This is a genomic window from Neotamlana sargassicola, assembly GCF_020523965.1.
GTDB lineage: Bacteria > Bacteroidota > Bacteroidia > Flavobacteriales > Flavobacteriaceae > Neotamlana > Neotamlana sargassicola.
This window is the reverse complement of the sequence record NZ_JAJAPX010000007.1, coordinates 16,100-31,183: the sequence shown is the minus strand read 5'-3', so window position 1 is coordinate 31,183 and position 15,084 is coordinate 16,100. Positions and strand designations below refer to the sequence as shown.

General features: G+C 33.6%; 11 protein-coding genes. 1 reads left to right on the top strand and 10 read right to left on the bottom strand.

Annotated features, from left to right (window positions below; translation table 11 throughout):
* Positions 1–58 precede the first annotated feature (58 nt).
* The 3 genes from der to LG651_RS15100 all read right to left on the bottom strand — a co-directional run bounded on the left by der (position 59) and on the right by LG651_RS15100 (position 3,530).
* On the bottom strand, positions 59–1,366 hold the full coding sequence (gene der / locus LG651_RS15110) for a ribosome biogenesis GTPase Der (protein ID WP_226696947.1): 1,308 nt from the start codon (positions 1,364–1,366) through the stop codon (positions 59–61).
* 213 nt (positions 1,367–1,579) lie between these two features.
* Positions 1,580–2,338 (bottom strand): helix-turn-helix domain-containing protein, encoded by a 759-nt coding sequence (locus LG651_RS15105; protein ID WP_226696946.1) that lies wholly within the window; start codon positions 2,336–2,338, stop codon positions 1,580–1,582.
* 49 nt (positions 2,339–2,387) lie between these two features.
* Positions 2,388–3,530: an MFS transporter gene (locus LG651_RS15100; protein WP_226696945.1), complete on the bottom strand. Its 1,143-nt coding sequence runs from the start codon at positions 3,528–3,530 to the stop codon at positions 2,388–2,390.
* Between the two features lie 186 nt (positions 3,531–3,716).
* Between LG651_RS15100 and LG651_RS15095 the strand changes: the two genes are divergently transcribed.
* Entirely contained in the window at positions 3,717–6,179 is a 2,463-nt protein-coding gene (locus LG651_RS15095) for an outer membrane beta-barrel family protein (protein WP_226696944.1), read from the top strand.
* A gap of 69 nt (positions 6,180–6,248) precedes the next feature.
* On the opposite strand, the gene LG651_RS15090 is transcribed toward LG651_RS15095, so the two are convergent.
* The 7 genes from LG651_RS15090 to LG651_RS15060 all read right to left on the bottom strand — a co-directional run bounded on the left by LG651_RS15090 (position 6,249) and on the right by LG651_RS15060 (position 15,032).
* Entirely contained in the window at positions 6,249–7,334 is a 1,086-nt protein-coding gene (locus tag LG651_RS15090; RefSeq protein ID WP_226696943.1) for a protein bicaudal D homolog, read from the bottom strand.
* A 106-nt stretch (positions 7,335–7,440) separates the two neighbouring features.
* Positions 7,441–8,190, bottom strand: a complete 750-nt coding sequence (locus LG651_RS15085) for a hypothetical protein (RefSeq protein WP_226696942.1) — start codon at positions 8,188–8,190, stop codon at positions 7,441–7,443.
* The gene (locus LG651_RS15080; protein WP_226696941.1) at positions 8,177–8,755 is read right to left on the bottom strand and encodes an RNA polymerase sigma factor; all 579 of its coding nucleotides are present in this window, start codon (positions 8,753–8,755) and stop codon (positions 8,177–8,179) included. The genes LG651_RS15085 and LG651_RS15080 overlap by 14 nt, the downstream gene beginning before the upstream one ends.
* A 338-nt stretch (positions 8,756–9,093) precedes the next feature.
* Entirely contained in the window at positions 9,094–12,090 is a 2,997-nt protein-coding gene (secDF, locus tag LG651_RS15075; protein WP_226696940.1) for a protein translocase subunit SecDF, read from the bottom strand.
* 113 nt (positions 12,091–12,203) lie between these two features.
* Positions 12,204–12,818, bottom strand: coding sequence for a hypothetical protein (locus LG651_RS15070; protein WP_226696939.1), 615 nt, complete (start codon positions 12,816–12,818; stop codon positions 12,204–12,206).
* Positions 12,819–12,893: 75 nt separating this feature from the next.
* On the bottom strand, positions 12,894–13,820 hold the full coding sequence (mdh, locus tag LG651_RS15065; protein WP_226696938.1) for a malate dehydrogenase: 927 nt from the start codon (positions 13,818–13,820) through the stop codon (positions 12,894–12,896).
* Between the two features lie 177 nt (positions 13,821–13,997).
* Positions 13,998–15,032, bottom strand: a complete 1,035-nt coding sequence (locus LG651_RS15060; RefSeq protein WP_226696937.1) for a DUF6588 family protein — start codon at positions 15,030–15,032, stop codon at positions 13,998–14,000.
* Positions 15,033–15,084 lie beyond the last annotated feature (52 nt).

Sequence of the window (15,084 nt, the reverse complement as noted above, 5' to 3'; positions counted from 1 at the left end):
TAAGATACTCAAAACAAGCAACCTAAAAATGTTAGCAAACTGTTAAAAAGTAGGAAAATTACTTTTTGCGCATATAAACCGAAATTGGCACCCCGTTAAAATCGAAATGTTCGCGTAATTTATTTTCTAAAAATCGTCTGTAAGGATCTTTTACATACTGTGGTAAATTACAGAAAAATGCAAATTGCGGTTGTGGTGTTGGCAACTGCATAATGTACTTAATTTTAACAAATTTACCTTTGTACGCAGGTGGCGGATAATGCTCTATTATTGGCAGTAAAATTTCGTTTAATTTACTCGTTTTAATTTTTTTACTTCGGTTTTTATAAACCTCAACAGCCGTTTCTATCGCTTTAAAAATACGTTGTTTAGTAAGTGCTGAAATAAAAATAATTGGTACGTCGGTAAATGGTTCTATTTGCTTTCGAATGGCTTTTTCGTAATCTTTAACCGACTTATGATCTTTTTCTACTAAATCCCATTTATTAACCAGAATAACAATACCTTTTCGGTTACGCTCGGCTAACCAAAAAATGTTTTGCACTTGCCCGTCGAAACCTCTATTGGCATCTAAAACTACCAAACACACATCGGCATGTTCTATAGCACGAACACTGCGCATTACAGAGTAAAACTCTAAATCTTCTTTAACTTTAGCTTTACGGCGAATTCCGGCGGTATCCACTAAGTTAAACTCGAACCCGAAACGGTTGTATTTTGTATCTATGGAGTCTCTTGTAGTTCCAGCAATATCTGTAACAATATATCGATCTTCACCAATTAAAGCGTTTATAAATGACGATTTTCCAGCATTTGGGCGACCAACCACAGCAAAACGTGGCAATTCGTTTTCAATAACCTCTTCTTCTTTTTCTGGTAAAGCTTCAACTAAAGCATCTAATAAATCCCCTGTTCCGCTTCCATTTATACTGGCAATAGTGTAATAATCGCCTAAACCTAAAGCGTAAAATTCTACAGCATCTTCGGCGCGTTTACCGTTATCTACTTTATTTACAACTAAAAATACGGGCTTTTTTACCTTTCGAAGTAAGTTTGCTACATCTTCGTCCATTCCGGTAACACCATCTTCAACATCGACCATAAAAATAATCGCATCGGCTTCATCGATAGCTAATTCTACTTGCTTATCAATTTCAGCTTCAAAAATATCGTCGCTTCCAACAACATAACCACCTGTATCGATTAACGAAAACTCTTTTCCATTCCAATCACTTTTCCCGTAATGTCTGTCGCGCGTTACACCACTAACAGCATCAACAATAGCTTCTCGACGTTGTATTAAACGATTAAAAAACGTTGATTTCCCTACATTTGGTCTTCCTACAATGGCTACTATGTTACTCATATCTTTGTTATATAAAACAGCTTAATACTGATTAAGATACATTTCTTTATCTGAAATATTTTGCAAAAATAGAAAAAGTTAACGACGCATCGCTTATTTTATTAATTAATGAATACAATTATATTTACAGATGACTAATTATTTCCTATTACCAGCTTCATTTAAAAAATATAAAACCGAATAAGTGTATTTTAAAGTGTAATTGATAAATTATTAAGAACTACTTTTAAAACTTGAAGGACTTACACCCACATTTTGTTTAAAAAAACGAGAAAAGCTACTTAAAGAATCGAAACCTAGTTTAAAGGCCAACTCTTTAGTTGTAATATTGCTTTTTACCAACATACGTTTGGCTTCGGTAACCTGTCGTTGTTTTATGATTTGTACGGCGGTAAGATTTAATTTTTCTTTTAAAATTTGATTTAAACGCTTTACACTTACTCCTATTTGGTTGGCATAAAATTCGGCATTGGTTTCTTGTAAAAAATGCGTTTCCATAAGTTCAAGAAAAGTAAATACTCGATTCTGATTTAAATCTTGCTCTAAAAAATTGTTGTTTTGGTAACGTATTAAATGTAAAAGCAACACCTTTAACAATGTTTTTAGCATAACGTATGATGCTGTTTCGCTATAAAACTCCTGCTTCAAAAGAAAAACAACTTTATTTATTTGCTCAATTTTATCAGCTTCATTTATAATAAATTCTGGATATTTATTAAAAAGCGACATCACATCTAAAGCATATTCAATATCATCTTCATCAATTAAATCACGCTCAAAATTCAGTAAAAAACCTTTGTTAGCTTGAAATACTTCAGCTTTAAAAACTTCATTTAATGGCTTAAAATGAATAATTAATTGGCGGTCTTTAAACTCAAAATAAATACCCATAGAGTTTCCTGAGAGTAAATCGTTATTACTTTCAAAATTATCGGATAACAGAATTTTATTTTCCCAACCAGGTAATGGCATTTACTTTTAAGGCTTTAAAACCTCAAAAGTAAAAAGAATTTAATCAAGTTTATTTTTTGGTAACATTTATAAACATAAAGAGCATAGCACTTGCAATAATTAAAGCCAAACCAACGGCAACTGCATAAATGGCTTTATAATCGTGCGAAACATACTCGATAAACGTAGATAAAAATTGCCCACCAAAAACGCCCATTGAAAACAAACCTAAATTTTTGCCTTGTGTTTTCGCTGTGCTTGCCTCAACCATCATGTGGTTTAACAACGGAATGGTAAAACCGAAGCCAACACCTATAAAAATAACGGTTAAAACCAAAAACGGAATACTAGCAGTTGTTGCTAATACCAAGTAGCCTAGCATAAAAAATAGGAATCCAAAAACTAGTGTTTTTCCATCCCCTAAAAGTTTTACCATTCGCGGCATCTGGCTAGCTGTTATAATTGCAACTAGCGAAATTGAAGCCATAAAATAACCTGTTACAGACTCTGTAAACTCAAAGGTTTGTGGTAAATACAGTGGCAAGGTTACAAAACCAACAAAAAACAACATCATGGCTAAAAGCGATGCTATAAAAATTAGTTTAACTCTGTTTTTATTAGTTTTGGGTGTTTCAGTAGTGATTTTTTCTGTACTACTGGTTATTTCTGGCTTTGGTAAAGTCTTCAATACAAATACCAAACACAATAGCGCAATTAAGTATATATAAAATGGAAATTGCCAGTTTATTTCTCCTAAAATTCCGCCAATAGCTAAAAAAACGACGCCGCCTAATTCTATGGCCATACCTTGCCATGCAATCATTTTCATTCTGGTTTCTCCTGTAAAACAATCGGCTATATAACCGGTTATCGAAACTTGAACTGCCACTGTTGCGCCACCCAGTAAAATTCTATCTAAAATTAAAATATAATCGTTGCTAATAAACGCACCTATTACACCTAAAATAGCGTAAGGCACCAAACCTAAACTTAATAATTTTAAGCTGCCTAATTTGGGTAATAATCTACCAATTAAAGGTGCAAACAAAACCACACCTAACGATGGCAACGTAATTAACCAACTAGGTGAAAACCCTAAATTTCTATGTTCTACAATACCCGATAATGCTGGCGCAATTACTGTGCCTACCATTATGGTTAAACTACTTACTAATAGTATTGTAAATATTCCGAAGTTTGTTATCTTTTTCATACTGCAAAATTGCCATATTAAATACAGAAGCACTTTTCAAATTTTCTAAAATGCTTGACTAAAATGGAAATAATTTAAAATGCTTTTATTTATTCCACTATTCATTAAACAAAAAACAATTATTTACTAATCGTTAAGCATATGTAAATTGATGATTGTAAATTGCACCAATAACAATCACAACCAATGAAATTAAAACTAAACTTATTATTCGCAAGTCTATTATTTTATACTTATGCATTTTCCCAAATTACAGGCAAAATAGTAGACGAAAACAATGCGCCGTTAGAATACGCTACGGTAGCCCTTTACAACCATAACAATCAAGAATTAATAACTGGTGTTATTACCAATTTAAATGGTGCTTTTAAAATTGAAAACATAAAAAAAGGCAGCTATTACCTGGAAGCTTCATTTATTGGTTACCAAGTAAGAACCATAAAAAATATTGAAATTTCAAATGCAACTAAAAACTTAGGAACTATAAAACTAAGTTTAGGAAACAACCTTAACGAAGTTGTAGTTGAAGCCGAACGTGCTGCAGTTGTTAATAAAATAGACCGACAAGTTTTTGATGCTCAAAAGTTTAAAAACGCTCAAGGCGGAAGTGGTATCGATGTTATTAAAAACTTACCATCGGTTAGCATAGATGGACAAGGTGATATTAGCGTACGCGGAAGCTCTGGATTTGTGGTTTTACTAAACGGCAAACCCGTTCAAGGGAATGCCAGTTCGCTAATTGCTCAATTACCTGCAAATGCCATAGAACGTGTTGAAGTGATTACAGCACCATCAGCAAAATACGATCCTGAAGGTAAAGCAGGTATTTTAAATATAATTACTAAAAAAGGCGCAACAAATGGCGCTTATGGACAAATAAACCTTAAAGGTGGTTTTCCTTCTATTGAGACCTACGATAACGACAAATACCACCAACGCTATGGGTTAGACGCTACTTATAACATTCAAAATGAAAAATGGAACATTTCCTTAGGCGCTAGTTACCAGCGTAACGACCTTGGCGGAAGACGTGAAGGCGATGTTTTTACCATTATTGATAACATTAAAACGCAATTTCCATCGACTGGCGAGCGTAGTTTTGATGAAGAAAATTATAGCGGACGTTTTACGGTTGATTTTACTCCAGACAGCACAAACGTATTTTCATTAGGCTTTTTTGCCGGTAAACGCAACAAAGCACGTTTGGCAGATATTGTATATTTTGATAATCATGCCGTTGATTTAGATGATGAAACTAACCGACTGTACACCTTCCAATACTTTAATCACAACCTTCGAGAACGCAACAGCGATTTTGCTTTAGGAAGTTTCGATTACACGCATACGTTTAAAAACAGCGCCCAATTATCTACTTCATTTTTATATGAATACACCCTTTTAGGCGGACCAACTGTAAATCAGAATTTAGGGTTTCCAGATAATTCTATACTATATCAAGATGAATACAACACTAACGACAACCCGCTTAACGGTATGCGTTTTCAAGTTGATTACAGCTTTAAACCTTTTAAACTAGGTATTTTAGAAACAGGTTACCAATACCGAAATTTAGACCATACTGGCGATTTTGTTTACGAAAGAAGAACCGATTTTAATGATGATTTCATTTTAGTTCCTGAATTTTCGAGCGAAGTAAACTTACAACGTTCTATACATTCGGTTTATACTCAATTTACTGGACAACAAAACAAATGGAGTTATAGCGCTGGCGCCCGAGTTGAAGTTATGGACAGAACTTTAGAGCTAAAAGATAAAGCAGGAACCATTGATGAAACCTACAACTACGATTTCACAAAACTATATCCTTCGGCATCGTTGCAATACGAAATTAACGACAAAACCAATATTAAAGCAGCATATAGCAAGCGTGTAGAACGTACAACAACCTTTAAAATGAATCCGTTTCCTGAACGTGAACACTCTGAAACTTTAGAACAAGGTGACCCAGAACTTAAACCTGAATTTATAGATTTAGTAGAACTTGGTATTACTAAAAAAATAAAAGGTGGTAACTCTATTTTCGCGACAGGTTATTATCGCTCGGTAAAAAACTTGGTAAATCGTGTAAATACGGTTTATAACGATACCATTTTAAATAGAATTTATTCCAATGTTGGTAATGCAAAAGCCGTAGGCCTTGAAATTGGTGCACAATTAAAGCCCACAAAAAACTTTAACGCTTTTATAGGCGCAAACGTTTATAATTACAACATTGATGGTGAGTTTGATGCCATGCCTGTAGATAGCGATGCCACCATGTATTCTGTTAACTTGAATGCTAATTACAAATTCTGGCAGAACGCTTCGTTGCAATTTACTTTTAATTATTTATCTGAAAGAATAACAGCTCAAGGTGAAGATTCGCGTTATTATTCACCAAACTTAACATTTCAAAAATCATTTTTAAACGATAGATTAACCGCTACTTTACAATGGCAAAATATAGATATGGGCTTGCTCGACACAAACGAACAACGTATAACCACCTACAGAACGGGTGAATTTTACACCACCACAAATTACATTTACGAAGTCGATATGGTTTTACTAAACCTGTCGTACACCTTTAAAAATGGTAAAAACAAATCGAAATTTATAGATAGTGAATTTGGTAAACGCGAGTTTTAAATTCAATTAACATTAAAAAAGCTGTCTTAGCAAGTGCTGATTAAACACTTACAAGACAGCTTTTTTATTTTAATTAATATCGAACCTAACACCTAACGAAATGTTGTTTTGACTAATAACTTGATCGTTAAAAATTGGAGACAAATCGTATTTTGCATAAAACGCTAAATCATCAAAACCAATATAAGCGCTTAAACCGTAAACTAATTTGGTAGTATTAAAATTACCTTTTTGTTTCTCTTTTTTGTTGTCACCGTCAAGGTCGTACTTCAGTTTTTGTCGAGCACCTATATTAAATCCGCCATAACCACCAATTCCAAATTTTAATTTCTTGGTAGTAGAATATCTAAAATAATCGTCTTTTTCTATTTTTTTTGAAGGCCCAAATTCAAAATGTATTGGAGCAACAAAATTATAAACTGTTAGTTTAGATTTGTCAAGTTCATACGGAAATTCCTCTAGTACAATGTTATCGTTTTGATTTACAAAATATCGATTTCCTTCAGGTTTTAAGCCATTCATTTGTACAGAAAGCCCATATTTTAATCGTAAAAAATTAGTGTTTTTAAACACACGTGTTTTCCACGCCCAACCAATTTCGAAAAATCGTGAACCTCCTATTTTGTATGGTGAATCGTTAAGGCTTTCACCATCAATAAGTGCATTATTTTGCCCAAAAGCAATAACGAAATCGTTAGATGTTCGTTTGTCATAAATTCTAGGCTTATCATTACTTGGCTTTCCAACATAAACCAAATCGTCGCTAGTGTTTTCATCGGTGCCAATTCTAAGAATATTAATTTCATCGTCATGTATTTTTACGCCATAATCGTTGTCGTTTCTTGCCAGTAAATCTATTTTACTATCTACAATAGCCATTCTGCTTTCTATATTTAAAGCATGTTTTTTTGCAGCCTCTTTTTTTAAGGTTTCGGCCTCTGTACTTGTAATTTCTCCTTTTTCTAGTTTAGTATTTATAGCTTCAACTTTAGCTTTTAACAATGCTCGTTCTTGTTCTTGAACTTTCTTTTTCTCTAGTTTTAAAGCTTCAATTTTAATTTGATTTGACGACACCTGAGTACTGTCTTGCGCATTAATTAATTGCGTACTTAACCATAGCGCTAAAAACGCTAAACATTTTGTAATAGTTTGCATAACTGTTCGTTTTTTGAAAATACTGAAGTCATTTCAGTATCTAATTATTGATTTAATTTGATTGAATTTAACTTGTAATAATTATAATTTTCGCTTTCGCTGAAATTTATTCGTTACGTTGGGCAACTGCAGTTTTTACCGTAACGTAACTATCTTTTATAGCCTCAAAAACACGCATTCTAAACGTTTGATCTAATTCTGCTTCAACGTCTTGAAGCAAACTATTAGCATCTACAACTCCGGTTTCGCTATTTATTAATTTACTTAATTGTATATCTCGTTGTGCTTGTTTTAAAAGCGCATCAATATCGGCTTCTGTAACTTCCTGCGTCTCATTTAATATTTTTATTTGAGCAACAACAGTTTGTATTTTTTGTTCTTCAAAACTTAATAATGCCTTGGGTTGTATTGGCGTTATTGTTTTTATTTCATCAATAGAATCTACTTTCGCGATAGCTGTTTTTGGCACTTCAACTAAAATAGCCGGCTTTAGTTTTTTAATTTTAGGCGTATTAATTGAAGGTTTTACATTTACCGGTTCATCATTGTTTTCAACAGCTTCAGGAATTGTTGCATCATCTATTTTTTCGAGCTGTAATTCTTCTTGCTGTGTTACAATTTCTATTGTTTCATCATCAATTTTAACTCCTGTTTCGGTATTAAAAAACTGAGTTGCTATTAAAGCTACACCAACCAAACTAGCGGCAACACCCAACCACCAATACAGTTTTTTACTGGTTTGTTTTTCTTCTTTATCCAAACGATTTGAAAGCTTTTCCCAAGCATTTACCGATGGCTGTAAACTGCGCTTTTCAAGCTTGCTTTTAAACTCCTCTTCATATTTATATGGCGCCATAACTTGTAGTATTATTAATTTTTAAAATTTTGTCTTGAAGCATTTTTCGTGCTTTAAATAATTGTGATTTTGAAGTGCCCAACGAAATATTTAATAACTCTGCTATTTCTTGATGCTTATACCCTTCAATGGCATACATTACAAATACTATTTTGTAACCTTCTGGCAATTCGTCAATTAATTCTTGAATTTGACTGACTTCTATATTTGTATTTATATTATTTTCGGAATTATCATGAATTCCCATATCATCAACCGAAAATTCTAACTTTTTTTGCTGCCTTAAAAAGGAAATGGCTTGCCTAATCATTATTTTACGAATCCAACCTTCAAAACTACCTTGGTTTTTAAAGTTTGATAAATTGGTGAACACTTTAAAAAATCCGTCGAGCATAACACTTTCGGCATGCTGTAAATCTTTTACATAATAACGACAAACGCTTAACATTTTTGGCGCATACAATTCAAACAAAACATGCTGTGCCTCACGATTATTTTTAATCGCTCGCTTAATAAGCTGATTTTCGTTTTTATGTAATTGTATAACTTTCAAAAAAGGTTTCATTTCGCTTTCTATTTATACAGACGCTATTTTTTTTAAAAAGGTTGCTTAGTACTTAATTTTTTTTTGAATTTAATCATTATTTATTTTAAATGAGGAAATAAGAACTTGAAGATTGATTGGTTCTCGATACAATTCCTCGTACCTCGGAATCACTCGAACTGACGCTTTTACTTAAATCGAAGCTGACGTCACTTCAAGTGGATTTGCGCAAAGTAACGAAGCGAATTTGTAACGATAAGAAATTTATAATGCCTCAAAATCACTCCAAAAAACAAATATAACTCAATAAAAAAGCCCATCATTTTCATGACGGGCTTAGTCTTATAAAGAAAAATAAATTATTCTTTTTTCTTCTTTTTATCTTCTAGTTTTTGAACCGTATCGTACATTATTGGAGTTGCAATAAATAATGATGAATATGTACCAACAATAACACCTACTATTAATGCAAACATAAATCCTCTAATAGAATCTCCACCAAAAATAAAGATTGCCAATAACACCACTAAAGTTGTAAGCGATGTATTTAAAGTTCTGCTTAATGTACTGCTTAACGATGTGTTTACAACTTTTTCGAACTTCCAGTTTGTATGCTCGTTAAAGAATTCACGAATTCTATCGAACACAACCACGGTATCGTTTAACGAATAACCAATTACCGTTAATATAGCGGCAATAAAAGCTTGATCGATTTCCATACTAAATGGCATAAACTTATATGTTAACGAGAATACACCAAGTACAATTAATACATCGTGGAATACAGCAACTACCGCTCCTAATGAATATTGCCACTTTTTAAAACGGAATAAAATATATAAGAATACTACAATTAAAGACCCTAAAATAGCCCAGAATGATGCTTGTTTAATATCATCGGCAATGGTAGGACTAACTTTGTAGTACTTCATTAAACCAACGGTTTTTTCGCTCGCTTCGTTAATAAAATCTTCGTAAGTTACGCCTTCTAAATAAGGCTGTAATGCATTGTAAAGTGTTTGACGAATAGCTTCATCGGCCTCAGCACCAGTTTCGTTAACCTTAAATTTAGTTGTAATTTTTAACTGATTAGATTCACCAAATGTTTTGGCATCGGCACTGTTAAACACATCTGGTTGCGATAATAAATCGGTAATTTCTGAAGCGCTAACATCTTGAGCAAAACGCACTTGGTATGTTCTACCACCAACAAAGTCAACACCTTGATCTAAGCTATTAGTAAATAAAGAAATTAAACTTACCAAAATAAATGCAGCAGAAATGATGTAAGCGACTTTACGCTTCTTTAAGAATTCAATATTAATGTTTCTGAAAAGATTTTTAGTAACACCCGTTGCAAACAATAATTTACCACCTTTATTAGAGTACCAATCGATAGATAATCTGGTAATAAAAATAGCAGTAAATAACGATGTTCCGATACCAATTAATAAGGTTGTTGCGAAACCTTTAATTGGGCCTGTACCAAAAATAAACAGAATTAATGCAGTAAGACCAGTAGTAATGTTAGCATCTAAAATTGAAGATAAAGCATTACTAAATCCATCATCGACAGCTTCTTTTTGCCCTTTCCCTTTAGTTAATTCTTCACGAATACGCTCGAAAATAAGTACGTTCGCATCAACCGACATACCAATTGTTAATACGATACCTGCAATACCAGGAAGCGTTAAAACTGCTCCTAAACCAGATAAAATTCCGAAGATTAATAAAATGTTTAACAACATTGCAATATCGGCAAAACCACCGGCTTTTCCGTAGTATAAAATCATCCAAACTAACACTAAAACAAGGGCTATCATAAATGAAGTTGTTCCACTCTCGATAGCTTCTTTACCTAATGATGGCCCAACAACTTCACTTTGAATAATATCGGCCGATGCAGGTAATTTACCAGCACGTAAAACATTTGCTAAATCTATCGCTTCGTTTAGTGTAAAACTACCAGAAATTGAAGAATTTCCACCAGCAATTGGCCCAGTAGTAACACCAGGAGCAGAATACACCACGTTATCTAAAACAATGGCAATTTGGCTTTGGTTAGCATAAGCATTACCCGTCATTTCTTCCCAGATTTTAGCACCCTTTGCATTCATTTGCATAGATACTTCTGGTTTACCTGTTGGTCCAAACTCATTACGAGCATCAACCACAACAGCCCCACTTAATTGTGGCGTATTTTCGCGGTTACCCGCTAAAGCATAAAGCCCAACAACTTCGCTACCTTTTTCTGGTTTCCCAAAGGCAAACTTAGTATAACGACGCTCTGCAGGAAGTAACGCACGTACCTCTGGCATGTTTAAATATTCAAGTACTTTATCTTTATCTTGAATAGAAAATTGTGCTAATATTGGTCCGCCAGGATATCCTAAACCTTTAATTAAGTTTCCTAAAGGATTATTTTGTGTTGCCACAGCCGTAGAATCGGTTTCGGCATCACCTAATAAATCGTCAATTTGAGCATCGGTAGCGTCTTCTTCATCTTGTGGCTCAACTTCTGCAACAGCAGTTTCATCTTCAACAAGATCTTTTAAAACATTGTTTGCTTGATCGATAAATTGGTAAAATGACTCACCTTTATAAGCATCCCAAAACTCTAATTGCGCTGTACTTTGTAAAAGAGATGTTGCTCTTTCTACATCTTTTACACCAGGTAATTCTACAAGAATTCTCCCTGAAGTTCCTAAACGTTGAATATTTGGAGAGGTTACTCCAAACTCATCAATACGTTTACGTAATACTTCGAATGCAGAAACAATAGACTCATCGATTTTAGTTTCGATAATGCTTTTTACCTCATCGTCACTCATACTTCCATCGATTTCACCATCTAATTGTTTGGTGTAAAAAATATCTGGAGAGGCTAATTTTGTATCGCCTTTAATGGCATCAAAAGCTACAAAGAAATCTTCTAAATAGGTGTTCTGACTATTTTTTTGAAGTTCGGTTGCATCTTCTAAAGCTTTATTAAAAACAGGGTCGTTAGTATTGTTAGACAATCCTTTTAAGATGTCTTTTACACTAACTTGAAGAATCACGTTAATACCACCTTTTAGGTCTAAACCTAAATTCATGGCCTTCGATTTTACTTCGTTATAAGTAAACTTGGCAACGCCTAAGTTAAATACGGTATCGGTAGCAATTTCTTGTAAATAATTTGCTTCTTCTTGACTACGTTTTGCACGGTAATCATCTTCGGTATCCGAAATTTTATTAATGGCTATTTCTTCGGCTTCATTTTCTATTTGGTTGGCTTTAAATGTGAAAGACAACTGATAAATACTTACCAAACCAAATAAAATAGCAAACAACCTTACTAGTCCTTTATTTTGCATGTTTTATAATTTTTGGGTGTTAATTATCCACTTAAAATGGATATGATTGTAATAATTTAATTTAGATTTTTAGCTTTTTAATTGATGAAAGCTTTGTGTTTTTTTAGGAAGATTTACACACAAAAAGGGCCTGCTCTAACTTCGGGAATTTTATGTGAAATATGTTGTACAGCGAGTGCTATATATTGACTTGCCTTTATGCGTTTTTGAGCAATCGGGTTTTCGTTTTTTAGAGTAAAAACAATGGCAAAACCATTGGTATTTGTATAAATATCGCTTTTTGTATCGAAAGCTGAAATATTTACAGCATTAAAATCCCAACCTGAATGCTTTGATTTTTGAATTTCGTAAACATCAAAATCGTACGCTAAATCATAAGTTTTTAAAGGACCTTTATCTGGATTTGATTTTGAAGTGCTGTTGAAATTTATTTCTAAATCTCCATTGGTTTGTAAACTAGCCTTTATTTGAGAAACGGCAGCTTTACTAAAATAAGAAATACGTAAAGCCCCTGAAGCTTCTTTTTTTACCTCAACCTCTTGAACTCCTAAAGTAATTAACTGTTGTTTAATAGCCGAAACAACCTGATCGACAGCAACACTTTCTAAAGTATGGTTAGAAAATTGCACCAATATCTCTTGGTTTGGCTGTAGGTTTTGCTTTTGCGAAACCATACCCAAAACAGACAGAACAACAACTAATATACTTATGTAGTGTTTTTTAAACATCGGGCAAATATAAAAAAATAAAGACTGTATTTCTACAGTCTTTATTAAATATATAAAAATGTGTTAAATTAAAGGTTACACATCTAATAAACCATTGGTTTTCTTAACACCTTCTGCACTAGCTTGCATATGTGCTTTTTCGGCATCACTTAACGGAACGTCAACTATTTTTTCAATTCCGTTTTTACCTAAAATTACCGGCACACCAATACAAATATCGCTTAATCCGTATTCTCCTTCTAAGTAAGTAGAACATGGGAACATTTTCTTTTGGTCGCAAGCAATGGCTTGAACTAAACCACTTACTGCAGCACCTGGAGCATACCAAGCCGAAGTTCCTAATAAACCAGTTAAAGTTGCACCACCTACTTTAGTATCGGCAGCAACTTGCTCTAAACGCTCTTCGCTTAAGAACTCAGAAACTTTAATACTGTTTCTTGTAGCATGACTTGTTAATGGCACCATACCTTTATCGCTATGTCCACCGATTACCATACCATCAACATCGCTAATTGGCGATTCTAATGCTTCGGCTAATCTGTATTTAAAACGTGCAGAATCTAAAGCGCCTCCCATACCAATAATTTTATGCTTTGGCATGTTTAAAGATTTATGAGCTAAATATGTCATGGTATCCATTGGGTTACTAACCACAATAAGAATCATGTTTGGAGAATGCTCTAATAAACTTGTAGATACGGCTTTTACTATACCTGCATTAATACCAATTAACTCTTCACGAGTCATCCCTGGTTTACGAGGAATACCAGAAGTAATTACACAAATATCACTATTTGCAGTTTTAGAATAATCGTTAGTTACACCTGTAATTTTGGTATCGAATCCATTTAAAGAAGCCGTTTGCATTAAATCCATAGCTTTACCTTCGGCAAAACCTTCTTTAATGTCTAATAATACAACTTCTGAGGCAAAATCTTTAATTGCGATATACTCTGCACAACTTGCACCTACTGCTCCAGCACCAACAACTGTTACTTTCATTTTTTAGTTTGTTTAAATTTATTATTAATTAGTTTATTACTTAAAACAAGCGAGGCAATTTACGAATTAAAACCCTGTTTATAAAAAAAGTGCAAGATTAAATCTCGCACTTTCTGGAAAACTAAATAAAACTAACTAAAAAATAAATAATCATTTCACAATGAAAAAAACTATATCTTATCTAAAGCCAAAGTTAACACCTAAGGCAAAAGCGTTGTATTCTGATAGGTGATACTCACCGTTTAATCTAAAAAAACCTAATTTCAATTTAAACCCTAAGGTTCCACGAACCGCTGCCACGTCGCTACTTACCGAGAACGGATCGGTTTCTGTTCTTGAAATTAACGGACCACTAGTTACTGTATATGTTCCTAAAACATCAGACTGGGAATTTCCTTTTATATACCCTAAACCACCGTAAAAATTTATTACTGGCAATTTGGTTGATCCTATTAATTGAAACAGCCATGTACTAGTACTATTTTCAATTTTTTGATTTTCTCCATCTATTCCAGACGATTCTGTAATATCGTAAGAACCATTCATGTGTGTATAGGCTACCAACCCAGACAAAGCAACTGGTAATATTTTATTTCCTGGTAACCATTTGGTAAACTCCATTTGTAAACCAGCACCGTATAAACTTAACTCTAACTCGTCTGTTTCTATTTTTGGTACAAACCTAGCTTTTACTTCTATGCCTTTACTTAAACCTAGAGCCGCTTGTAAAAAAGCTGTTGGCAACAAGTTTTTTGTGGACTCACCAATACCTGAAGGCAATGTAATCGTCTCAGGATTTACATTAGGAAACTGTTTTGACCGTACTATTAATTGTACATCTGGGTCGTTTTCCCCTAAGGCTGTCGCTACATCTTTAGATGCTAGCGTTTCATCATCGGCAAAAGCCACTGTAAAATCGTAATCGTCGCTGTTATAATCGGCAATATTTAAAGTAAATGATTTATGCTCGTCATTAATTACAACTGCATTGGTAACAATCGAAATTTCAAATCCTCCTAAAGGTTTTGCATCTGCAGTATTAAACCAGTTACCGTTCATGCTATGCATTAAGCCGTTAGTTCCTGGCATTAAATAATCGTTAGTGAATTGTTCTGCATTTTCTACACCCGCAGCAAATAAAGCGTCAACATCTTGCGCTTGAGAAGCCACTGATAATAAACTAATTAGAATTAAAAACCTTAAATTTTTCATTTATAATAGATCTGATAGATTGGTGGTACAAACATAAATCAAAAAAACTTAC